The organism is Pseudoxanthomonas winnipegensis (assembly GCF_030322905.1).
Lineage (GTDB): Bacteria > Pseudomonadota > Gammaproteobacteria > Xanthomonadales > Xanthomonadaceae > Pseudoxanthomonas_A > Pseudoxanthomonas_A winnipegensis.
The window spans coordinates 4059346-4079791 of record NZ_CP095475.1; the positions used below are offsets into that span (position 1 = coordinate 4059346).

Annotated in this window: 22 protein-coding genes; 13 read left to right on the top strand and 9 right to left on the bottom strand. The window is 67.5% G+C overall.

Annotated features, from left to right (window positions below; all coding sequences use genetic code 11):
* Positions 1-62 precede the first annotated feature (62 nt).
* Positions 63-329, top strand: coding sequence for a YkgJ family cysteine cluster protein (locus MWN52_RS17895; RefSeq protein ID WP_286575747.1), 267 nt, complete (start codon positions 63-65; stop codon positions 327-329).
* Positions 330-331: 2 nt separating this feature from the next.
* Here MWN52_RS17895 and MWN52_RS17900 read toward each other — a convergent pair whose 3' ends face one another.
* The 4 genes from MWN52_RS17900 to MWN52_RS17915 form a co-directional block, all read right to left on the bottom strand.
* Positions 332-1225 (bottom strand): DUF2167 domain-containing protein, encoded by an 894-nt coding sequence (locus MWN52_RS17900; protein ID WP_286575748.1) that lies wholly within the window; start codon positions 1223-1225, stop codon positions 332-334.
* 82 nt (positions 1226-1307) lie between these two features.
* Positions 1308-1850: a gamma carbonic anhydrase family protein gene (locus tag MWN52_RS17905; RefSeq protein WP_130521615.1), complete on the bottom strand. Its 543-nt coding sequence runs from the start codon at positions 1848-1850 to the stop codon at positions 1308-1310.
* Between the two features lie 28 nt (positions 1851-1878).
* Complete coding sequence (locus MWN52_RS17910) at positions 1879-3192, bottom strand: type II toxin-antitoxin system HipA family toxin (protein WP_286575749.1); 1314 nt, start codon at positions 3190-3192, stop codon at positions 1879-1881.
* Positions 3193-3194: 2 nt separating this feature from the next.
* On the bottom strand, positions 3195-3440 hold the full coding sequence (locus MWN52_RS17915; protein WP_286575750.1) for a helix-turn-helix domain-containing protein: 246 nt from the start codon (positions 3438-3440) through the stop codon (positions 3195-3197).
* 318 nt (positions 3441-3758) lie between these two features.
* Here MWN52_RS17915 and xth point away from each other — a divergent pair, with 318 nt between their 5' ends.
* The gene (gene xth, locus MWN52_RS17920) at positions 3759-4526 is read left to right on the top strand and encodes an exodeoxyribonuclease III (protein WP_286575751.1); all 768 of its coding nucleotides are present in this window, start codon (positions 3759-3761) and stop codon (positions 4524-4526) included.
* 99 nt (positions 4527-4625) lie between these two features.
* Here the strand turns inward: xth and MWN52_RS17925 are convergent, their stop codons facing one another.
* Positions 4626-4877 carry a GlsB/YeaQ/YmgE family stress response membrane protein gene (locus tag MWN52_RS17925; RefSeq protein WP_130521611.1) on the bottom strand — a complete coding sequence of 84 codons (252 nt, stop codon included), beginning with the start codon at positions 4875-4877 and terminating at the stop codon, positions 4626-4628.
* 212 nt (positions 4878-5089) lie between these two features.
* Here MWN52_RS17925 and MWN52_RS17930 point away from each other — a divergent pair, with 212 nt between their 5' ends.
* From MWN52_RS17930 to MWN52_RS17945, 4 genes are read left to right on the top strand one after another with little or no spacing between them, the layout of a single operon-like run.
* Entirely contained in the window at positions 5090-5737 is a 648-nt protein-coding gene (locus MWN52_RS17930) for a 4'-phosphopantetheinyl transferase family protein (RefSeq protein WP_286575752.1), read from the top strand.
* 11 nt (positions 5738-5748) lie between these two features.
* Positions 5749-6387, top strand: a complete 639-nt coding sequence (gene rsmG / locus MWN52_RS17935) for a 16S rRNA (guanine(527)-N(7))-methyltransferase RsmG (RefSeq protein WP_130521607.1) — start codon at positions 5749-5751, stop codon at positions 6385-6387.
* A 55-nt stretch (positions 6388-6442) separates the two neighbouring features.
* On the top strand, positions 6443-7243 hold the full coding sequence (locus tag MWN52_RS17940) for a ParA family protein (RefSeq protein WP_286575753.1): 801 nt from the start codon (positions 6443-6445) through the stop codon (positions 7241-7243).
* Entirely contained in the window at positions 7243-8142 is a 900-nt protein-coding gene (locus MWN52_RS17945) for a ParB/RepB/Spo0J family partition protein (RefSeq protein ID WP_130521603.1), read from the top strand. Before MWN52_RS17940 ends, MWN52_RS17945 begins: the two co-directional genes overlap by 1 nt.
* A gap of 329 nt (positions 8143-8471) precedes the next feature.
* Here the strand turns inward: MWN52_RS17945 and MWN52_RS17950 are convergent, their stop codons facing one another.
* Positions 8472-9971, bottom strand: coding sequence for a serine hydrolase domain-containing protein (locus MWN52_RS17950; RefSeq protein ID WP_286575754.1), 1500 nt, complete (start codon positions 9969-9971; stop codon positions 8472-8474).
* 160 nt (positions 9972-10131) lie between these two features.
* On the opposite strand from MWN52_RS17950, the gene MWN52_RS17955 reads away from it, so the two are divergent.
* The 3 genes from MWN52_RS17955 to MWN52_RS17965 are packed head-to-tail and all read left to right on the top strand — an operon-like array spanning position 10132 to position 13319.
* Complete coding sequence (locus MWN52_RS17955) at positions 10132-10542, top strand: GntR family transcriptional regulator (RefSeq protein ID WP_286575755.1); 411 nt, start codon at positions 10132-10134, stop codon at positions 10540-10542.
* Positions 10542-11483: an ABC transporter ATP-binding protein gene (locus tag MWN52_RS17960; RefSeq protein WP_286575756.1), complete on the top strand. Its 942-nt coding sequence runs from the start codon at positions 10542-10544 to the stop codon at positions 11481-11483. Before MWN52_RS17955 ends, MWN52_RS17960 begins: the two co-directional genes overlap by 1 nt.
* Positions 11484-11504: 21 nt before the next feature.
* Positions 11505-13319, top strand: coding sequence for a hypothetical protein (locus MWN52_RS17965; RefSeq protein WP_286575757.1), 1815 nt, complete (start codon positions 11505-11507; stop codon positions 13317-13319).
* Positions 13320-13465: 146 nt separating this feature from the next.
* Here the strand turns inward: MWN52_RS17965 and MWN52_RS17970 are convergent, their stop codons facing one another.
* Both MWN52_RS17970 and MWN52_RS17975 read right to left on the bottom strand, forming a co-directional pair.
* Positions 13466-13912 (bottom strand): VOC family protein, encoded by a 447-nt coding sequence (locus tag MWN52_RS17970; protein WP_286575758.1) that lies wholly within the window; start codon positions 13910-13912, stop codon positions 13466-13468.
* Between the two features lie 81 nt (positions 13913-13993).
* The gene (locus MWN52_RS17975; protein ID WP_286575759.1) at positions 13994-14824 is read right to left on the bottom strand and encodes a helix-turn-helix domain-containing protein; all 831 of its coding nucleotides are present in this window, start codon (positions 14822-14824) and stop codon (positions 13994-13996) included.
* A gap of 251 nt (positions 14825-15075) precedes the next feature.
* On the opposite strand from MWN52_RS17975, the gene MWN52_RS17980 reads away from it, so the two are divergent.
* From MWN52_RS17980 to MWN52_RS17995, 4 genes are all read left to right on the top strand, one after another.
* The gene (locus MWN52_RS17980) at positions 15076-15699 is read left to right on the top strand and encodes a GntR family transcriptional regulator (RefSeq protein ID WP_286575760.1); all 624 of its coding nucleotides are present in this window, start codon (positions 15076-15078) and stop codon (positions 15697-15699) included.
* Positions 15700-15811: 112 nt separating this feature from the next.
* A complete protein-coding gene (locus MWN52_RS17985) occupies positions 15812-15952 on the top strand; it encodes a benenodin family lasso peptide (protein WP_286575761.1) in 141 nt (46 codons plus the stop codon).
* Positions 15953-15996: 44 nt separating this feature from the next.
* Entirely contained in the window at positions 15997-16665 is a 669-nt protein-coding gene (locus MWN52_RS17990) for a lasso peptide biosynthesis B2 protein (RefSeq protein WP_286575762.1), read from the top strand.
* A complete protein-coding gene (locus MWN52_RS17995; RefSeq protein ID WP_286575763.1) occupies positions 16665-18377 on the top strand; it encodes an asparagine synthase-related protein in 1713 nt (570 codons plus the stop codon). Before MWN52_RS17990 ends, MWN52_RS17995 begins: the two co-directional genes overlap by 1 nt.
* On the opposite strand, the gene MWN52_RS18000 is transcribed toward MWN52_RS17995, so the two are convergent.
* On the bottom strand, positions 18368-20443 hold the full coding sequence (locus tag MWN52_RS18000) for an Atxe2 family lasso peptide isopeptidase (RefSeq protein ID WP_286575764.1): 2076 nt from the start codon (positions 20441-20443) through the stop codon (positions 18368-18370). The two genes, MWN52_RS17995 and MWN52_RS18000, sit on opposite strands and share 10 nt — an antisense overlap.
* Between the last annotated feature and the right edge of the window lie 3 nt (positions 20444-20446).

Sequence of the window (20446 nt, forward strand, 5' to 3'; positions counted from 1 at the left end):
CGAGCGCCGCGCGACTTGCCCACCCTGCCGGTTGGCCTGCCCGGAAGGCCTACACTGCGCCGATGTCCACCTCCGTCCCCTGCCGCAGCGGCTGCGCCGCCTGCTGCATCGCGCCGTCGATCAGCTCGCCGATCCCCGGCATGCCGCAGGGCAAGCCGGCCGGCGTGCCCTGCGTGCAGCTGGACGAGGCGCTGCGCTGCCGGCTCTTCGGCCGGCCCGAGCGTCCGGCCGTCTGCGCCAGCCTGCGCCCGCAGCCGTCGATGTGCGGCGCCTCGCGCGGCGAGGCGATGAGCTTCCTCACCGCGCTGGAAGCGGCCACCCGGCCCTGAGCTCAGCGCACCGTCGCCGAGGCCTTGGCCTTGCGCGAGGCGAAGAACTTCCTCACCGCCGCGGCCGCCGCGACCACGCCCAGGAACAGCAGCTTGCCGAACTTGGCCAGGACCAGGCCCAGCTTGGCCAGCAGGCCGGTCTTGGCCGCCAGGCCGCCGCCGATCAGCGCGGCCACGCCGTAGGCGGCGACCTTGTCGGTGGACGGGTTGTGGTCGGCATAGCGCGCGCCGGCGTCGAACTCGGTCATCGGCAGCAGCTGCTGCATGCCGGCCTGCACCTTCGGCAGCTCGTCCATCGCCGAGACCGCGTTGAGGCTCAGGTAACCGTGGCGGCCGAGCACGCGAATGTCGTAGTTGAGCGTGTGGCTGGGCTGGCCGTTGAAGGCCAGCTCCTTGGCCCAGTACAGCTTCTTGGATCCGGCGTCGTAGCGCGGCGGCACCGCCCAGCCCACCAGGTCGACGCGGCCATAGCCGGCCTTCTCGCGCTCGGCGTTGGCCTCGCGCGTGCCTGCCTGCATGTTCTTGAGCAGTTCGTCGTAGTCGATCTTGGACGCATCGGCGTCGGAGACGTAGCCCTCGTCGTCGTAGGTCACCACCACCGCCCAGCTGTCCTGCTCGTCCAGCCCCGGATGGGTGGGCACCACCATGCCCAGCACGGTGTCGTCCTGCGGATTGCCCCACAGCTGCTCGAGCACCTTGCGGGCGTCGGCCTTGTCCAGATAGCGGAACTGCGTGCCCAGGTTGAAGTGCGCGTGGGCCGGGCCGACCTCGATCTGGCCACTGCGGAAGTGCAGGCTGTCGATCAGCTGCTGGGCCTGTTGCCCGTTCTCGGCCAGCACCGGCAGGGCCAGCCCCATCAGGCACGCGACCGCCAGGCCGCGAAGCGTCGTCCGCATCGTCTTTCCCCTTCGTCCATGTGGGCATCCCCATGCCCGGGGCGCCGAGTGTCGCCCGAGGCACGGCTGGCTGACAACCCGGTCAGCCGTTGTCCTGCCCCAGGTACTGGTCCTTGAGCCGCACGTAGTGCTGGGCCGAATACAGCAGGCCTTCGATGTCCTTGTCCGACAGCTGCCGCACCGGGCGCGCCGGATTGCCGACCCACAGCTCGCCGCTGCCCACCCGCTTGCCCGGTCCGACCACCGCGCCGGCGCCGATGAAGGCGTGATGCTCGACGATCGCGCCATCGAGCACGCAGGCGCCCATGCCGATCAGGCAGGCATCGCCGATGGTGCAGGCGTGGATGATGGTGCCGTGGCCGACGGTGACGTCCTCGCCGATCAGGGTCGGATAGCCGCCCTTGTTGTACGGGCTGTGGTGGCTGACGTGGACGATGGTGCCGTCCTGCACGTTGGTACGCGCGCCGATGCGCACGTGATTGACGTCGCCGCGGATCACCGTGCCCGGCCAGACCGACACATCGTCGCCCAGCTCGACATCGCCGATCACCGTGCATGCCGGGTCGACGTACACGCGCTGCCCCAGCACGGGGCGCTTGTCCAGGAAGGGGCGCAGGTTGCTCATCGGCGCAGTGTAGCGGCGGCCTGGGATCTCATGCCTCCAGCGCCGCCTGCAGCCCCCGCATCCGGCGTTTGACGCCCGCACTGACAGCATCATGCAGCGTCGGCGGAAAGTCGGGCGGCAGTTCGCTTTCGAGCGACCCCAGAGCGGATTCCATTCGATCGGCGATGTCTTCGAAGGCCTTCCGGACAAACGAGGATGAGAGACCCGCCGCCTCCCCCGTCTGGAAGAAGTGTCTGGCCTGGATCTCATCGAAGCGATAGTGGTTGCCGTTGCCGACCGACATGGCGAGCTTCATCTGCTTGCGTTCGATCTGTCGCGCATCGAGGCTGGGCTGCGCAGTCAGGACGTCGTACAGCGGTGTCAGTGCGTAACCTCCACCTGGGTGCAGGAAGATGCTGAAGTTCTTGGCGTGCCCATCGGTCGCGCCGATCAGCCAGAAGACCAGCTGTGCCTGCAGCAACGTGCGGTGATCGTCCGCGGGCGAGTCGGCGCCCTTGAGAAGCTCCGCGATCGCCACGATGCCGGGGCCACCGTGGCTCTGGTACTTGCGCGCCGGCGGGACCGACAACGCCTGGCAGCAATCCTCTTGCGGAAGGCGGATCAGACGGCCATCGCCCCATGCGCGGTCGAAGCGCTCGACCACGAGCGCCATGGTTTGACCGAACATCGCGATCTCGGCATGGTTGACCGGTAAGCCGAGGCGTCTCAGCAACCGCAGGCAGTAGAACTCGTTCTGGACGCTGTTGGAGAGGTCGACGCCGTTCGGCAACCTGCCGATCTGCGTCTTGAACAGATGCGTGGTCGGCGTCGTGCCATGCGGCTTGAGCCATTGGCCGTCCAGCCAGAGCAATGCGGTCTTTTCCTGCGCGCCCGCGACCGAGATCCTGAAGTCCTCGTCCCGGCTCAGACCAAGAGGCGCTTGGGCCAGCGATTTGAGCAGCCGTTCGATGGCCTCCTCGTCGACTGGCTCCCCGGAAATCTTCGCCGCACCTTCCGGCGCCGCATCGCCGACGAGGAATTGCAGGGCGCCGATGCAGTCCCTGCCGATCGCTGCCAACAAGCTGTAGGCGTCAGCGCCGGCCGCACCGACTCTCTCGGCCACGCGCCTTCGCATTTCTTCCGAGTCCGGCAACAGGTTTTCGAAGACCGCGACGACTCGCTCGCCCCGCCAGGGCTCCTCGCGCAGCGGCAGCGACAGCGATACCGGGAAGGCCTTGCCGCGATCCAGCCATTGGCGGTCGTAACGGAACTCGATCGCGCCGCTGGGATCTTTCAGCAGATGTCCAACCAATCGATCGTTCTGGTACACGCGCAGCGGCGGATGTCGACGCGTCCTGGCCATGATCAGATCAGGTCCTGGAGATCGGCACCGCGGCTGCGGGCGGCGATCTGGAATTCCAGATCGAGTGCCGCCAGCACCGCCAGCATCGTATCGAGCCGGGTCGCCGAATTGCCGTTCTCGATCAACGAGATCGTTTCCTGTCGCAAGCCAGCGCGATCACCCAGCTCACGCTGGCTGATGCCGAGGCGCTTCCGATTTAGACGGATGGTGGCGCCGATCTGCTTGGGTGTACGGGCAAGGGCGTGCATGGCGATCTCCTCGCCGCCGAATATGCGTTATTTCCGATAAACGGTCAATATGAAGATTGACGCATAATTTGCCCTTATGCGCCAGGTTAAATAAATGCAGAATATCGATTCTGACGCATAAGTCCGGAGCCACTCGAGTCTCCAGACACGGGCCACGTCCACCAATGCCCCAACGGGGTCATGTGGTGAAATGAGGTTCCACTGCACTTGGCAGTCAAGCCATCGACGGCTTCGACCAGGAAACGCTGTGGGGTATTGCTGGGGGTTAGGCACCAACGGCCCTGAAGAAAAGACAACGGATCAATAGTTATTTCCCTTATGAAGATCGCCAGCTGGAACGTCAACTCGCTCAACGTGCGCCTGCCGCACCTGGAACAATGGCTGGCCGAGTTCGGGCCGGATGTGGTCGGCATCCAGGAAACCAAGCTGGAGGACCACAAGTTCCCCGATGCGGCGCTGGCCGCGGCCGGCTACCGCAGTGTGTTCGCCGGGCAGAAGACCTACAACGGCGTGGCGCTGCTGGCGCGCGGGGCGATCGAGGACGTGCAGATCGGGATCCCCGGCTTCGAGGACGAGCAGAAGCGCGTGATCGCCGGCACCGTCGGGGACGTGCGCGTGATCAACCTCTATGTGGTCAATGGCCAGGACGTGGGCACCGACAAGTACGGCTACAAGCTGCGCTGGCTGGAGGCGGTGCGCGAATGGATCAAGGCCGAGCTGGCCGTGCACCCGCAGCTGGTGGTGCTGGGCGACTTCAACATCGCCCCCGACGCGCGCGATGTGCACGACCCGGAGGTCTGGAACGAGACCCATATCCTCACCTCGGCCGCCGAGCGCGAGGCACTGCAGGCGCTGCTCGGCCTCGGGCTGCACGATGCCTTCCGCCTGCACAGCGAGGAAGCCGGCGTCTTCAGCTGGTGGGACTACCGGATGGCCGCGTTCCGCCGCAACCTGGGGCTGCGCATCGACCTGACCCTGGTTTCCGACGCGCTCAAGCCGCGCGTGACAGCGGCCGGCATCGACCGCGCCCCGCGCAAGTTAGAGCGCCCCAGCGACCATGCCCCGGCCTGGGTGGAGATCGCCTGACAGGCGCCATGGCGACACAGCGCCCAAGAAAAAACCCGGGCAGGGCCCGGGTCTTCTCGCTTCCTGGCTGGCGCGCGTTGCGCGCCAACCCAGCTGCGCTTAGCGCACGCTCTTGCGGGTGAACAGGTTCACGATCGCAAGCAGGATCACCGCGCCGAGCAGCGACCACAGAAAGGTGCCGACGGTGATGGCCTGGTTGATGCTGCCGCCGCCCAGGAAACCGGCGATGGCGGCACCGACGATGCCGACGACGATGTTCAGGATGATGCCCTGCTGGGCGTCACGACGCATGATGATGCTGGCGAGCCAGCCAACGACGCCGCCCACAATCAGCCAAATGATGATGCCCATGATGCTCTCCTCGATTCGTAGGGTGAAAAGCCCCGTCGCGGGGGTGGGACGATTTGGCGGCCGCAGGCGTGAAACCGTCGTATACGAAGGACACACCGCACGCGCCAAACCCCTTGAAAATCAGGGCCGCGCGGGCCGCTGCGTGCGGCGGCCTTCACAAACGCAGGGCTGGTTCTCCGACGAATTTCCATCGCGCGGCCTGTCGCATGCACATGGCTGAACCGAGCGAAACGTTCTTTGCGCAGCACCACATCGGGCCGCTGCAGGTGTGGTGGACCTCGCATCCTGCGCGCGGTTCGGGCGAGCCGGTCGCGCGTCCGCTGCTGGCGGCGTGGTTCGACACCGCGCCCGAGGCGCTGCCGCTGCGGCGCGATCCGCGCGGGCGCCCGCGGCTGGAAGGCGCGCTGGCCGCGCACGATGTGGGCTGGAGCCATAGCGGCGACGCGCTGCTGCTGGCGACCGGGCCGCAGGTGCAGCTGGGCGTGGACGTCGAGCGCCTGCGTCCGCGTCCACGCGCGCTGGAGCTGGCCGAGCGCTTCTTCGCCCCTGCCGAGACGCAGGCACTGCGCGCGCTACCCGAGCAGGAACGCACCAGCGCGTTCTTGCGCCTGTGGTGCGCCAAGGAGGCGCTGCTGAAGGCGCACGGGCATGGCATCTCGTTCGGACTGGAGCGGCTGACGTTCGCGCCCGTCGGCGGCCTGGACGCGCTGGACGCCACGCCGCTGCAGTTGGTCGCCTGCGATCCGCGCCTGGGCGCACCCTCGGACTGGACCCTGCACCAGTGGCAGCCGCATCCGCACTACCTGGCCGCGGTGGCCTGGCGCGCGGCGCCGGACGGCGCGGCCCCGGGCCTGCGATAAAATCGCCGGCGATGACCCACGATTCCCTCCCCGCCGGCCTGGACGCGCCGCTGCGCGACGGGCTGGCCGAACTCGGCCTGTCCACCGCGCTGGCCTCGCCGCTGCTGGCCTATCTGGCCCTGCTGGTGCGCTGGAACGGCACCTACAACCTCACCGCCGTGCGCGACCCGCGGCAGATGGTCACCCGCCACCTGCTCGATTCGCTGGCGATGCACCGTTTCGTCTCCGAGGGCACGCTGGCCGACCTAGGCACCGGCCCCGGCCTGCCCGGCATCCCGCTGGCCATCGCCCATCCGCGCCTGCAGGTGACCCTAGTGGAGAGCAACGGCAAGAAGGCGCGCTTCCTGCGCGAAGCCGTGCGCCAGCTGGGGCTGACCAACGCCAGCGTGGCCGAGAGCCGCGCCGAGGCGCTGGATCGCCCGGGCGCGTTCGATCGCCTCACCGCCCGCGCGCTGGACACGCTGGCCGGCATCGTCGAGGTCGGCGGCCACCTGCTCAAGCCCGATGGCCTGCTGCTGGCGATGAAGGGCGTGATGCCGCACGCCGAGATCGCCGCCCTGCCCGCCGGCTGGCGGCTGGTGGAGGCCACGCCGCTGACCGTGCCCGGCCAGGACGGCGAGCGTCACCTGGTCACGGTGGGACGCGCCTGACCGAAACCCGCATAATCCCCCGTTCCTTTCCCATTCCCCCAGGACACGCCCTCGCATGGCCCGCATCGTCGCCATCGCCAACCAGAAGGGTGGCGTGGGCAAGACCACCACCGCCGTGAACCTCGCCGCCGGCCTGGCCCGCACGCCGCAGCGCGTGCTGCTGGTGGATTTGGATGCCCAGGGCAACGCGACCATGGGCAGCGGCGTGGACAAGCGCCAGATCGAGGCCTCGGCCTTCGAGGTGCTGCTGCGCGAATGCGAGGCGCGCGCGGCGATCGTGCGCACGGCCGAGGACTTCGACCTGCTGCCGGCCAACATCGACCTGACCGCCGCCGAGATCCAGCTGATGGACCAGCCCGAGCGCGAGCAGCGCCTGAAGTCGGCGCTGGAGCCGCTGCGCGCCGACTACGACTGGATCCTGATCGACTGCCCGCCGGCGCTGTCGCTGATGACGCTCAACGCGCTGACCGCCGCCGATGCGGTGCTGGTGCCGATGCAGTGCGAGTACTACGCGCTGGAAGGCCTGTCTGCGCTGATGGACACCATCAGCGCCATCCGCGGCCGGCTCAATCCGAAGCTCGAGATCGAAGGCGTGCTGCGCACCATGTTCGACGTACGCAACAACCTGGCCAACGCGGTCTCGGCCGAACTCACCGAACACTTCGGCGACAAGGTGTTCCGCACCATCGTGCCGCGCAACGTGCGCGTGGCCGAGGCGCCCAGCCACGGCCAGAGCATCGTCGGCTACGACCGGACCTCGCGCGGTGGCGTGGCGTATCTTGGCCTGGCCGGTGAACTGATCCGTCGCCAGCAGGAGCGTACGCGTGCGCAGCAATCCCCCATGGAGACCTATTGATGTCCGCCGCCCCGAAGAAGCGCGGCCTGGGCCGCGGCCTGGAAGCGCTGCTCGGCCCCAAGGCCGCCGAGACCGCACCGGCCGAGGCCCAGCCTGGCGAAGTCCTGCGCAACGTGCCCGTGGGGCAGCTGCAGCCGGGCCGCTACCAGCCGCGCATGGCGATGGACCCGGCCAAGCTGGACGAACTGGCCGACTCGATCAAGGCCCAGGGCGTGATCCAGCCCATCGTCGTGCGCCAGCAGGACGATGGCCGCTACGAGATCGTCGCCGGCGAGCGCCGCTGGCGCGCCTCGCAGCAGGCCGGCCTGGCCGAGGTGCCGGTGGTGGTGCGCGAGCTGGACGATCGCACCGTCATCGCCATGGCGCTGATCGAGAACATCCAGCGCGAGGACCTCAATCCGCTGGAAGAGGCGCAGTCGCTGCAGCGGCTGATCAACGAATTCTCGCTGACCCACGGCCAGGCCGCCGAGGCCGTCGGCCGTTCGCGCGCGGCAGTGTCCAACCTGCTGCGCCTGCTGGAGCTGCCGCCGGCGATCCGCGCGCTGCTCGAGGCGCGCCGGCTGGAAATGGGCCACGCCCGCGCGCTGCTCACCCTGTCGCCGGAGCTGGCCAGCAAGCTGGCCGCCGAGGCCGCCGACGAAGGCTGGTCGGTGCGCGAGGTCGAACACCGCGCCTCGCAGTTCGCCGCCGGCCGCGTGCCGGTCAGCGGCAAGAAGAAGCCGGCCCGGGCCGTGCCGCAGGCGGATATCGCGTCGCTGCAGAACGAGTTGTCCGAGACGCTGGGCACGACCGTGGCCATCGCGCACGGCCGCAACGGCCGCGGCAAGCTGGTGATCCACTACACCGACCTGGACACGCTGGAAGGCGTGCTGGAGCGGCTGCGGGGCAAGCGCGACTAAGCCGCGCAGGAACCGTAACGCCGAAGCTGCACCTACATGCCGTCATTCCCGCGAAAGCGGGAATCCATGGACGTTGCGCTCATCGCTTTCGCTGTTGCGGTCGAAGGCGTGAGTGGAGGAAATAGGTAGCCGCGGCTGCGAGCTCCGTGCGGAGCTTGCCTGGATCACAGGCTGCAGTCGGAGCCCGCGCACCCCTGCAAACCGTCGTTCCCGCGTAGGCGCGAACCCAGCGCCTCGATGCTTCCCTGCGGAGTTCCTGGATTCCCGCCTTCGCGTGAATGGCGGTGCGATGTCCCGGGATGGTGGGGTAATGGCGGGTGGCCGGCCGCTCACTCCCCCTGCAGCTGCGCAAGACGCTGGCGCAGGCGCCTGGACTCGGGCTTGAGCGCGATCATCTTCTGCAGCTGTTCGATGGCCGCCTGGCGGTTTCCCGTTTCGCGATAGACATCGACCAGACCATCCAACGCGTCCAGCGACTTGGGATGGATGCGGGCGTTGAACTCCAGCACGGCCACGGCCTTGTCCGCCGCCTTGCGCTTGAGCAGCTCGCCGGCGACCTGTTCCAGCGGCTGACCCGGAAAGTCGTAACGCTGCGGGACCGCCTTCCACTGCCGATCGAGCCAGCGCGTGATCTGCGCCGCATCCAGGCTGTCGACCTGCTTGTACAGGTCCCAGTGCACTGACATGCGCAGCATCGGGCGCGGCTTGCCCGCCAGGATGGCTTCCACGGCGTCGCGCGCCGCCTCGACGCTGTCGTCCTGCGCATTGTTGGTCAGCATCACGATCTGGATGCCCTGCTCGGGCAACAGGGTCAGATCCGATTTGAAGCCCCGCCAATCGCCGCCATGGGTGACCATGCGCCGGCCGAGCGCGGAGTCCACCAACTTGAAGCCGAAGCCGTACGGCACCTTGCTGCCATCTGACAGCGTGGCCGACGTCGTGGCCAGCGCCCAGTTGGCCTTGGACATCGCCCGGCCCTGCTGGAGCGCATCGGCCCACAGCTGCAGATCGTGCGTGGTGGAATAGATGCCGCCGGGACCGACGGGATAGAAGTTCGGAATCTGGTCGAACGGCTTGCGGCTGCCGTCCGGGCGGACGATGAAACCCCATGCGCGCGGCTGGATCAGCGCATCGTTGTCCGGCAGGCGCACGCGCGTGTGCATCATTCCCAGCGGCTTGAAGAACTCCCGCTGCAGGTACTCGGCGTAGTCCATGCCCGAGACGCGGCCGACGATCTGCGCGAGCAGGATGTAGCCGGTGTTGCTGTACTCGAAGGCCGAACCGGGCGCGAACAGCGGCGGCGCCTTGTGCTGCGCCAGCAGCGCGACCGCCTCGTCGCCGCGCATCGCCGTGGCGACCTCGCCCCGCTTGAGGAGCTGCGTGTAAAGCGGGAAGACATCGGGCACGCCCGAGGTGTGGGTGAGCAGCTGGCGCAGCGTGATGTCGGCATAGGGCAGCTGCGGCAGGTACCTGGCAGCCGGGTCGTCCAGGGCCAGCTGGCCCCGCTCGGCCAGACGCAGCACGGCCGCGGCCGCGAACTGCTTGCTGACCGAGCCGATGTCGAAGGCATCCCCCACCGTCAGCGCGACCTGCGCGCTGGCGTCGGCCTCTCCCAGGGCGCCCTGATAGACGACCTTGCCGTGCTGCGTGACCAGGAAGCTGCCATTGCAGACCCTCACGGCATGGCAGTTCTCGAAATAGCGCGCGACCTCGGCGAACCGAGCGGGGCCCGCGTCGGGCACGCGCGCGAACACGGGCAGGACCGCACAGGACAGTGCGACAACGGCCAGGCGCGGCATGCGCTGAGCCAGCTTGCGTAGAGCATCCATCGGAGTTTCCTCTGTTTGTCTGTACTACTACAATTAGTACAGATCGGATAAAAAAAGACGCCTGCCGATGCAGGCGCCGTGGCGATCGGCCAACCGTGCTGGACAGCCGTCGAAGGCAACTGTACTATTTGTATTAGTACACATCAACAGGAGCGACGAGGTGGCCCGTACCGCAGCGCTGATGATCCAGATCGCCACCGGCGATCCACGCCCCATCGTGCGGCAGATCACCGATGCGATCCGCATGCGGATCGCGACCGGCGACCTGACCCACGGGCAGCAGCTGCCCAGCGTGCGCGGGCTGGCGCAGCAGCTGACGATCAATCCCAACACCGTGGCCAAGGCCTATGCCGAGCTGGTGTCCGAAGGCTGGCTCGATTCGCGGCAGGGCATGGGCTTCTACGTCGCGCCGCCGCGGCAACGGCTCTCCGATGCCGAGCGCGAGCGCCGGCTGGATGAAGCGGTCGCCACGTTCGTCAACGACGTCGTCCCGCTCGGACTGCCGGCCAAGACCGTGCAGCAGCGCATCGCCGACGCGTTCGAGCGCGCGCTTCCGCGCAAGCGTGCGTGATGGAGACTTCCGACACGTTCGGCGCCAGGGACGGCGCGCACGATCTGGCGATCGAAACCGTGCGGCTGAGCAAGCGCTACGGCGACAAGTTCGCACTGGACGGGCTGGATTTGCGCATCCAGCGCGGCCAGATCCACGCCATGGTGGGCGCCAACGGCGCAGGCAAGTCCACGCTGTTCCGCATCCTGCTCGGTTTCCTCTCGCCCAGCGGCGGACAGGCGCGCATCCTGGGCCGCGACAGCCAGCGGCTGACGCCCGCCGACCGCGCCCGCATCGGCTTCGTCAACGAAGAACACACGCTGCCGGGCTGGATGCGGGTCGAGGAGATCACCGCGATGCAGCGCCGCCAGTATCCGCAGTGGCGGCAGCCGATCTTCGATGAGGTCATCGGCCACTACCGGCTGCTGCCCACGCAGAAGATCGCCCAGCTCTCGCGCGGCGAACGCGCCGGCTTCAACCTGGCCCTGAGCCTGGCGCAGTGCCCGGAACTGCTGATCCTGGACGAGCCCACCCTGGGACTGGACGTGGTCGCCAAGCGCGCCTTCCTCGAATCGCTGCTGCACGGCAACGTCATGGAAGACCGCACGGTGATCTATTGCTCGCATCAGATGGAAGAGATCGAGCGCGTCGCCGACAACCTCATCCTGCTCGAGGATGGCAGGCTCAGGCATATGTCGGCGCCGGAAGGCTTCTGCGAGCGGGTCACCTACTGGATCGCGGATATCCCGTTCAAGGGTCCGCCGCACGAGACAATTCCCGGCCTGATGGAAGCGCGCCGGCTCGACGGCCTGCATCACTATCTGGTGCTGGATCAGGACGAGACCTTCGCCGACTTCCTGCGCGCCGCGGGCGCCCGCTCGATCGACGCCATGCCGGTCAGCCTGGACCGCGCGGTCAACGCCTTCCTGTCGATGCGCCACGCGGCCCCGCCCGTCCACTGACGCCAGTCCTGGAGACACATCATGTGGAGCCTGTTCAAGGTCGAATGCGTGCGCTTCCGCACCTGGGCCGTCATCGCCGCGCTCGTGCACCTGTGCGCGCTGGGCTTCGGCACCCGCCTGATGGATCTGGCGCAGCAGACTCTGCCCATCCATCGCGCCATCGGCGGCGTCTACGCGCTGGCCGGTGCGCTGCTGGGGCTGTATCAGATAGGCGGCTATCGCCGCGGCAGTCACTGGGTCACGCTGCTGCATCGCCCTGTGCCGCCGACGCGCATCGCGCTCACGCTATGCGGCGCGGCAGGCGTGGTTCTGCTGGTCGCGGTGCTGCTGCCGACCTTGCTGCTTGCCGCCTGGCAGCAGGGCACGACCGCGCGCGTGGTCGATCTGCGTCATTGGCTGCTGCCCGGCGCCGCATGGCTGAGCGCGATGGCGGGCTATCTGGCGGGTGCCTTCTGGGCTTTGCGCGGGCCGCGGACCGCGCTGGCGGCCGTGGCGCTGCTGGCCTGGCTCGCGTTCGCCGATGCGACCGGCATCGCGATGCTGGCGGTCGAGCTGCTGGTCGCCGCCTGGCTGCTCGCCTTGGTGCTGTGCGCCTTCAGGCCCGATGTCGAGGCCACGCCGCGTGGCCCGTGGGCGAGCGCGCTGCTGGCGCTTCCGCTGAGCGCGGGCGCATATCTGGTCGTGCTGCTGATGCTGTTCGGCGCGGAGTTCCTGTGGATCGCGCAGGGCTCGCATCCCCTCAACACCGCCGTGCCGCCGCCCGGCGGCCACACGGAGGCGGAGAAGATGGAGCCGCGCGCGCGCATGCTGAGGGCCCTGCACGACGCGCGGCCTGCCGATCTGGAGCGACTGCAGGCTGCGGTCGCGGCGGGCAAGCCGCAGGGCCTGACTGTTCGATTCCGGCAGCTGCCCCAGCGCAACGCATTGAGCAACCTCACATCCCTGCAGTTCGACGATCCGGAGCGCCACGTCCGCTGGACCTTCAGCCATGACCGGATGCGCCTGCAGGGCGAGAACCTGCTCAACGGGCGCGCCGTCGGCACGTTGGGCATCGGGCCGCAGCGCGAGGCGTTTCCGTACGTCGCCGTGCCGATCGGTCACCTGCCCGGCCTGCCCGATGACGACACGGCGCTGCTTGCACGCGACACCTTGTACCGGTACGACAGCGCCGACCGGACCATCACGCGCTGGCTCGGTGTGCCCAACGACGAAACCATCGCAGGCGTCGGCCGCATCGGTGGGCGATGGGCCCTGATGAGCGACAAGGCACTGTACTTCTTCCGTGCCGATGCGGCCCTGGCTGAGGCGGCTTCGCCGAAACTCCTGACGCGCATCGCGTTACCTGCTGCCACCGCACGACTGAGCAGCCTCGACATGATCGCCCTGAGCGACGGTGTCCTGGTCTGCCTGGTGGACTCGGAACTGGCGCATACCGAGGACGGCACGCGACCCTCACTGTTCCTGCTGCGCGGCTTCGATGACGGGCGCCCCCCCGTGCTGCATTCCACGTCCCTGTCCTTCGACTACCCCGCCCTGCACCGCTACCGAAGCTGGTGGCCCTCGCCGGCGCTGCACGCTGCGCTGGAGCAGGCGCGCGCCGTGTTCGCGCCCACCTCGCCATTGTCCGCTGCGACGCCCGCGCCCCTGCCCATGCCGATCATGGCGTTCGCAGGGTGCCTCTTGTTGGCTTCCGCCGCGTGCGCCGCCTACTACGCGCACCGCAGAGCTCTTGCAGGACGAGTCCGCCTCGCCTGGATCGTGTTCTGCGGATTCGTCGGTCTGCCGGGGCTGGCCGCCATGATGCTGATGAGGCCGCGCGCGCGGCCGAGCGTCTGACCGCCTGCCAGAGCACTGTGTCGACCGAACACGTCGGGGCGCCTGCTGACGGATGCCCGGCCCGGGCCCACGGTCGCCCGAGGATGTCCAAGCTGCGGTCGTCACCGGTTCCCGCACCGACGGATCGAGCCTGGTCGTCGTGGGACCTATCGCTCGGCTGCGAACAGGGCGGTGTAGCGTCGCTGCATCTCTTCCGGGGTGACCGACTCAATCGCATGGCCGATCAGCCAGCGATGTCCGAAGGGATCGCGCACGGTTCCGGAGCGCTCGCCGTAGAAATGGTCCTGCATCGCACGCTCCAGCGTCCCGCCCGCCGCCACAGCACGGGCCACCAGCGCATCGGCATCGTCCACGTGCAGATGCAGCGTGACCGGCGTGGCACCAAGGTGCTCGGGGCTGCGAACCCCCATGTCGGGATACTCCTCCGACAGCATCAGCGTATGCCCATCCAGATCCACCTCGGCATGGCCGATGCGACCGTCCGGTTCGGTAAGGCGGAACAGCTCGCGTGCCCCGAACGCGCGGGCGTAGAAATCCATCGCTGCGGCGGCATCGCGCACGCACAGGTAGGCATAGAGTTCTTGGATTGCCATGCGCATTCCTCGTCTGGGTTGGGTCCCTATTCTGTGACGCCGCCCTTGCATGGTCTTGCAAGGAATTGACCTGGGCGCGGCTCAGCGCGGCACGTGCCTTGGCGCCGCAGGATCGGCCAGCCGCCGCCAGGCAGAGGGTGTCAGCCCGGCCACATCGCGAAAGGTATTGGCCAGATGCGCCTGGTCAGCGAATCCGCACAAGGCGGCGATCTCGGCCCAGCTCGAAGCCTGCCCGCACGCCAGGTCTATCGCATGGGAGAAGCGCTGCAGCCGTAGCCATTGGCTAGGCGCCAAACCGGTCGCCTGCCGGAACATGGCGATGCAGTGGCGATGGCTGAGCCCGCTGGCGCGCACCATGTCCTCGACGCGCAGATCCGCGCACCAAGGCCGCCGCAGCACCACAGCCAGTGCCGGATGCAAGATCGGCCGCTGGCCGCCGGCGCGCCGGATCAGCCAGCCCTCGAACGCCGCCAGTCGCGTCGACCCGTCGCCGCAGGCATGCAACAGCGCAAGCAGTGCGTCGACCTCGCCAGCGGGAAGCAGCAGCTCCAGCGGGGTGTGATGCCCGGCGAGGGCGGATTCGGGCGCGCCGAACAGTGCCGCGGTGGCACCCGGGCGCAACATCGCACCGACCGAGATGGACGGCTGCGCGACATCGCGCACGTGGTAAGCCGTGCGCACGCCTCCTACCACCGCGTGGCCCAGAAGATGACCACACCGATCCGAAGCATGATCGAACACCCGCAATGGCGCGCCGCCGATGCGCACCGCCAGGTGCGTGGCACCGGTCGGCAGCACATGTTCGCGCATCGTGGCCGGCGCATCCGTCCTTGGCGCAGCGGGTTCGTGCGCCCAGACCGATGCCACCAGGCCGCGCAGCGCAGGGACGGGGAGCCGCTGGAGGGAGGCCATCGGCGGATCCTACGCCAGGCACGGCGGGTGATGCATGTCCCAGCTCCGGGCGGGCTTGAGCAAAGAGGGGCACGTACGAAAACGCTCGTCGACGACACGCGCCCCGTGCCTTGCGGTCACGTCGATACCCAGGGTTACCGCCGACCATTGTTGAGGCACGCATCTTCGCAATATCCGCTTCCAAAACTTCCTGGCGATGCGTGTACGATCGGGCGCGGGGAGGCGGCGCGACACGGATGGGGACACGCAGGATGGATCCAGTACGCTCCAAGACGGCACTGCTGTACAGCACGGTCAGGCGCGCCCTTCAGTCCGGTCGCTATGTCCCGGGCGAACGCATCGACCCGGCATCGCTCGCCCACGAGTTTCATATGAGCCCGACACCCGTGCGATGCGCGCTGTATCGTCTCGCGGGCGAAGGCGTGATCGTCGACCACCCCCGCCACGGCTTCCAGGTGCCGCTGCCTACCGAGCTGGGTCTGCGCGACCAGTACGACTGGATGGAGCAACTGCTGGTCATGGCCTGCGCCTCGCCTGTACGCAAGGAATCGGCGCACTTCAATGTGCTGGCCGCCGTCGACGACGACCTGCCGAAGCGGACGTGGAAACTGTTCGACGCGATTGCGCGCAGCAGCGGACAGTGGTCGCTGCATCAGGCCGTGCGCCGGCACAACGACCGCTTGGCGCCGATCCGCCGCGCCACGCCGGAGTTGAAGATCGACGTGCCGGAAGAGCTGGATCGGCTCCAGCAGCTCTTCGTCGCCCATGACTTCCAACGCCTCGAACAGGCGCTGCGTGACTATCACGCCCACCGCAAGCAACTGGTCCCGCAGATCGTCGCTCTGCTGGCCGAACGCCGCGACCGGCTGCACTGAGCATCCAAAAGAATTCTTCGAGTACACAACAGAAATTACTTGAGAACACCGCATCGCCGTTCCAGGCTGGCCCTGTCATGGATCCGCCATGACACAACCCAAGGAGAGAGCGATGGACACCAACGAGAAGGCACGCGACACCGCGTCCACGGACATCATCGAGCTGGGCGTGGCCAGTGTGGAAACCCGCGGGAGTGTCGGTACCAATGAGCCGATAGGGGGTCACCCCGGCCCGGGGATTTCCGAGGAGTGAGGCAGGGGGCGCGCCGAAAGGCGCGCCTCTTTCCCGGGGGCCGCATGAGCATCCAGTTGAATCCTGATCTCTCGTTCTGCGAGCTGGATGGCCGGCTCGTCTTTCTGGATATCGAAAAGGACCGGTACTTTTCGCTTTCCGAGGAGCTCGAGCGCAGCTTTCGCCGCTACCGCGAGACTCACAATCCGCAAGACCCGGATATCGAACGCCTCGTCGCGCACAGGATTCTGCAACAGGAGCCGCCAACAGATTTCGCCAATCCGCTCGCGCCTCTTGAAACTCCGGAGTGGAGCGCAGTGGAGGCGAGTTGGACGCAGAGGGCGATTCCGTTTCGAGTGATCATCGATGTCTTTCGCGCTGTGATCGGGGCGCGACGTTGGCTCGGGACACGCACCCTTGGAGAGGTCGCCAGAGCGCTGAGCAGGAACCGGACACACGGCACGACCTCTGATCGCACAGCGCCGAGCGACGAACTGCTCCTGCTGGCCGCCAGCTTCAACATCGTCCGGCCCTACGTCCCCATCCAGATGCGCTGCCTGATCGACTCTCTGGCCCTGATTCGCTTCCTGCAGGAGCATGGACATGACGCACAGTTGGTGATTGGCCTCGCGTGCGATCCGTTCTCCGCGCACGCGTGGGTACAAAGCGGCTGTTGCGTACTGAACGACACGCTGGGCTCCGCGGAGTCCCATGTGCCGATCCGGGTGATCTGATGCCCTACGACTACATCGGGCTATTCGCAGAAGATGCAGAACGCGCAAGCGTCCTCGATGAGCTTACCCGCCTAGGGATGCGGCCTCGCGGCCAGGTTGGCCGGGTGACGCTCTTCGCGCCGTACACGACGCCTGTGGCAAAGCTGCCCGGCGGCGGTCTATGCGTGGGAAAGCTCTACGACAGTCGCGGGCGTGAGGCTGAGCTCACATCAATCCTTCCGCAGCGGACGGAGAAAGGAATCATATTCAGATGGCTGCTCGAGCACTTCTGGGGCCAATATGTGCTGCTGCTTCCTGACGACGACCAGAGCGAGGCCATCTCGGTATTGCGTGATCCTTCCGGCGCCGTGAGTTGCGCCTTTCAGGCGCGTGAGTCTTGCTGCTTCCTGACCTCGAGCGTCGCCATCGCCGCCGCTGTTGGGCTGTATCGCAACGTGATCGACTGGGTGTTCATCCAACACTGTGTGGCCTACCCTCACCTCAAGCTGGAACGTACCGGGCTGGGCGGCATCCAGGAGCTGCTTCCCGGCAACACCGTGACCCTGACCGCGCGAGGCCACGCGGACGTCCAAGCGATGTGGACCCCGTGGCAATTCATGGGAAGAACGCAGCACCAGCGCGATCCTGAGGCAGCGGCCGACGCGGTACGTGAGGCGGTAACTAAGGTGGTCGATACCCTGGCCAGCGAGGATGACGGCCTATTGCTCGAGCTTTCTGGCGGGCTGGATTCCTCCATCGTCGGCGCATGCCTGGCCAAGACGTCCGCGCGAGTGTCGTGCTGCACCGCGGTCACGCCGCTGCGCGGGGCGGACGAGCGCCGCTATGCCGCGCTGATCGCCGAGCTACTGGATGTGGAACTTCACGCATGCACCCTGGACTTCGATGATGCACAGATCGACTTCCCGGTGCCAGCGTCGTCGCTGCGCCCGGCCGTATGGGTCCTAGGTCGTAGTGTCGGCCGGATCATGGATGAGGCGGCCGAAAAGGCGGCGGTGAGCGCAATGTTCTCCGGCGGTGGCGGAGACACGGTGTTCGCTTACCTGAGCACGGCCTCGCCAGCGGCGGACGCGTTCCGGGCATGCGGATTGACGGAGGGATTCAAGGCAATCGGCAACCTCAGCCGACTGCACGGCTGCACCTTGGCCAAGGCCGCATGGCTGACCCTGCGCAAGCTCTATCGGCGACCCCACTACCCGCCTGCACCGGACACACGGTTTCTCAGCGCGAGCTGGCAATTGCCTTCCTTGAAACTCCATCCTTGGTTCGAAGCGCCTCGGAACGCGCTCGCTGGGGGGCTGATCGGCACCCAACTCTTCGGCGACGCAGCGCCGCGGGGCGGCGGGCGTCGCGTCCGTATGCCCCTGCTCGCCCAGCCCGTGGTGGAGGCCTGTCTGCGCGTCCCCAGCTGGATGTGGATTGACGGCGGACGGAACCGTGCCATCGCACGGGATGCGTTCTGCGGGGATCTGCCCAAAGCCATCCTCAACCGACGCAGCAAGGGCACCTTCATGAACTACACCGCCGGCGTGTACCGCAGGCGCAGGCAGGCCATCGCCAGCTTCCTGCTGGAGGGTAGCCTTCAGTCCCACGGCCTGCTGGATCGAGCGGCGCTCGAGTGCTATCTGACACAACCCCCGGTCGCGCGGGACGACACTTTCATGCGCCTCTTCGATCTCTGCATGATCGAGAACTGGGTGCGTCATCAACGCTGACGCGACGGTGCGGAACTCTCGCCGGGCATGGCATTGCCTTGCCTGCGCATCTCACGCCAGTGCACGTATTGGGCCTCTTTGTTCGGGGACGGGTCTTCGACGCCCTGCAGCCAGAACCTGAACCAGTCCAGGTTGCGCTCATAGACCGCCAGCTTGTGCCGGGGCTGGAACTTCTGATGCGGCTCGTTCGGGAACACGTAGAGATCCGCCCTCCCCCGTCGTATCAGCTCCGCCGCATAGTCCAACGCCGGAAGGTATTCCTGCTCCGGCATCTGGAACAGGATCGGCGCCTGGATGCGGTTCACATTGAATTCCGGCGACAGCAATTTCCAGCGCTTGGGCGTCTGGTCGGGAGCACCCAAGCCCCAGAGTTCCTTCAGCCCGGCCGCGAACATATCGCCTTTCAACGATCCGAAAAGATAGTAGGTGGAAGAGACCGAGGGCGAACTGACCGACGCCGCCGAGAGCAGATCGGTTTGCATGGCGACCCACAGCGTCACCTCGCTGCCAAAGCTCAGGCCGCCCATGCCGACTCGGTGCGGGTCGATGCGATGCTCGCCGGCAAGCTGCCTAACCGCGCTCTCCACAGCCGAGCGCGCATCCTGATAGCGCGACAGCGGATCCAGCCGATACGGCGTGTCGTTGATGCACAGTGCGGAGATCCCGTTCGCCGCGAGGCTGGCGAAGGGCCACTCATCGCCCACCCCGCCGCGGACGAAGCCCGAGCACAGGTAGTAGTTGACGAACAAGGGCGGCGCCGGCTGCCCAGGCGATAACCTGGCGGCATAGAACTGGCCGGTGAAGACCTGCCCGCGCGCGTCGCTCCAGCGCAGGGCGACGGCGGGCGTCGAAACGGCGAGCGCATGACCCAGGGCGGCGTTGGGATCGTACAACACGTGCGTGGTTCCCCGATCGATGTCGATGGCTTCCAGACGTGGCGGCTGATTCGCGCTGGCGCGGACACACACCAGCGTGTGGGCGGATGCCCCGCATCGGCTGCCGATCTCGCGGCCGCCGTTGAGCAGCCCAGCCGACCTGGCCACCGCGTGGACCTCGCCCGTCCGCACATTCCATCGAAAGATGGACTGCGCGCCGCCGGCCAGACGATCGGTCACGGTGAACAGGACCTCGTCGCGTCCCGGCCGCCACTGGATGGCCGAGATCGCCTGACCCGTACACAGCGCATGCGTGCATACGACGGGCGGGCGGCGGTCATCGAGCGTGGCCGCCGACAGCCTGACGTTGGGCGGCGACTGCAGACCGGCCTTTTCGCCGAAGCGGGTCAGCAAAGCGACCCAGCGACCGTCGGAGGACCCGGCGGTCTTCCACGCATCCGGGAAACGACGGACGATGCGCGCTTCTTCCGGGCTGTCGCCCTCCGACGCCTGCCCGGCCTCTACGAGCGCTCCGGTCCCGAGATCCAAGGTCTTCCAGCGGTCCGGCACATCGGCCAGCAAAGAGGCACGATCGAACCAGACGCCAGCGTAGCGCTGGGTCGCCAGCCTCCCGTCGACGGCGCCAGAGCGCACAAGCCCCTGGCCGATGGGCACCGTGCCGTCGATCCGCACGCCCTGGTCGTACTCGGCCTGCTCCGCGGCCACGACCGCTTCGCGCTTGGCGCCAACGCTGTAACGCAGGCTCCGACCATCCCGCGAGAGCGAGAATGCCCGCACATCCGCCGAGTCCTGTGTGACGGGCCGCGCCCCGCGCCCATCGGCCGAGGCACGCCAGACATCGAGCCTGCCGTCAATCAAGGCGCGGTAGTAGAGCCATCGCCCATCGCCAGACCAGAGCACCGTGGCGGGCAAGGGCGTGCCGGCCGAATCGCGCAGCACCACACCCCCGTCGGCGACCCGCCTGGGGAAGGCGCCCGGCTCCAGCGACTGCACGTACCAGAAGGCGTCGTAAGTATTGCGCTCCACCGAGGCCTGTTCGACCCGATAAGCCACCGAGCGGCCATCGGGCGAAATCACCGGCACCCCGAAATCCGCGACTTCCACAAGATCCCGTGGCTGGACCGCGGTCATGGCGGCCGCGTATCCGGGCACCAGCAGGGTCAGCAACATCAG

What these genes read in the sequence shown, in the direction of transcription:
- MWN52_RS17995 (WP_286575763.1), top strand. Translation starts at nt 16,665, where the DNA reads ATGCCCTACGACTACATCGGGCTATTCGCAGAAGATGCAGAACGCGCA.
- MWN52_RS17900 (WP_286575748.1), bottom strand. Translation starts at nt 1,225, where the DNA reads ATGCGGACGACGCTTCGCGGCCTGGCGGTCGCGTGCCTGATGGGGCTG.
- MWN52_RS17925 (WP_130521611.1), bottom strand. Translation starts at nt 4,877, where the DNA reads ATGGGCATCATCATTTGGCTGATTGTGGGCGGCGTCGTTGGCTGGCTC.
- MWN52_RS17965 (WP_286575757.1), top strand. Translation starts at nt 11,505, where the DNA reads ATGTGGAGCCTGTTCAAGGTCGAATGCGTGCGCTTCCGCACCTGGGCC.
- MWN52_RS18000 (WP_286575764.1), bottom strand. Translation starts at nt 20,443, where the DNA reads ATGTTGCTGACCCTGCTGGTGCCCGGATACGCGGCCGCCATGACCGCG.
- MWN52_RS17985 (WP_286575761.1), top strand. Translation starts at nt 15,812, where the DNA reads ATGGACACCAACGAGAAGGCACGCGACACCGCGTCCACGGACATCATC.
- rsmG (WP_130521607.1), top strand. Translation starts at nt 5,749, where the DNA reads ATGACCCACGATTCCCTCCCCGCCGGCCTGGACGCGCCGCTGCGCGAC.
- MWN52_RS17895 (WP_286575747.1), top strand. Translation starts at nt 63, where the DNA reads ATGTCCACCTCCGTCCCCTGCCGCAGCGGCTGCGCCGCCTGCTGCATC.
- MWN52_RS17975 (WP_286575759.1), bottom strand. Translation starts at nt 14,824, where the DNA reads ATGGCCTCCCTCCAGCGGCTCCCCGTCCCTGCGCTGCGCGGCCTGGTG.
- MWN52_RS17980 (WP_286575760.1), top strand. Translation starts at nt 15,076, where the DNA reads ATGGATCCAGTACGCTCCAAGACGGCACTGCTGTACAGCACGGTCAGG.
- MWN52_RS17945 (WP_130521603.1), top strand. Translation starts at nt 7,243, where the DNA reads ATGTCCGCCGCCCCGAAGAAGCGCGGCCTGGGCCGCGGCCTGGAAGCG.
- MWN52_RS17940 (WP_286575753.1), top strand. Translation starts at nt 6,443, where the DNA reads ATGGCCCGCATCGTCGCCATCGCCAACCAGAAGGGTGGCGTGGGCAAG.
- MWN52_RS17930 (WP_286575752.1), top strand. Translation starts at nt 5,090, where the DNA reads ATGGCTGAACCGAGCGAAACGTTCTTTGCGCAGCACCACATCGGGCCG.
- MWN52_RS17950 (WP_286575754.1), bottom strand. Translation starts at nt 9,971, where the DNA reads ATGGATGCTCTACGCAAGCTGGCTCAGCGCATGCCGCGCCTGGCCGTT.
- MWN52_RS17990 (WP_286575762.1), top strand. Translation starts at nt 15,997, where the DNA reads ATGAGCATCCAGTTGAATCCTGATCTCTCGTTCTGCGAGCTGGATGGC.
- MWN52_RS17960 (WP_286575756.1), top strand. Translation starts at nt 10,542, where the DNA reads ATGGAGACTTCCGACACGTTCGGCGCCAGGGACGGCGCGCACGATCTG.
- MWN52_RS17910 (WP_286575749.1), bottom strand. Translation starts at nt 3,192, where the DNA reads ATGGCCAGGACGCGTCGACATCCGCCGCTGCGCGTGTACCAGAACGAT.
- xth (WP_286575751.1), top strand. Translation starts at nt 3,759, where the DNA reads ATGAAGATCGCCAGCTGGAACGTCAACTCGCTCAACGTGCGCCTGCCG.
- MWN52_RS17915 (WP_286575750.1), bottom strand. Translation starts at nt 3,440, where the DNA reads ATGCACGCCCTTGCCCGTACACCCAAGCAGATCGGCGCCACCATCCGT.
- MWN52_RS17905 (WP_130521615.1), bottom strand. Translation starts at nt 1,850, where the DNA reads ATGAGCAACCTGCGCCCCTTCCTGGACAAGCGCCCCGTGCTGGGGCAG.
- MWN52_RS17970 (WP_286575758.1), bottom strand. Translation starts at nt 13,912, where the DNA reads ATGGCAATCCAAGAACTCTATGCCTACCTGTGCGTGCGCGATGCCGCC.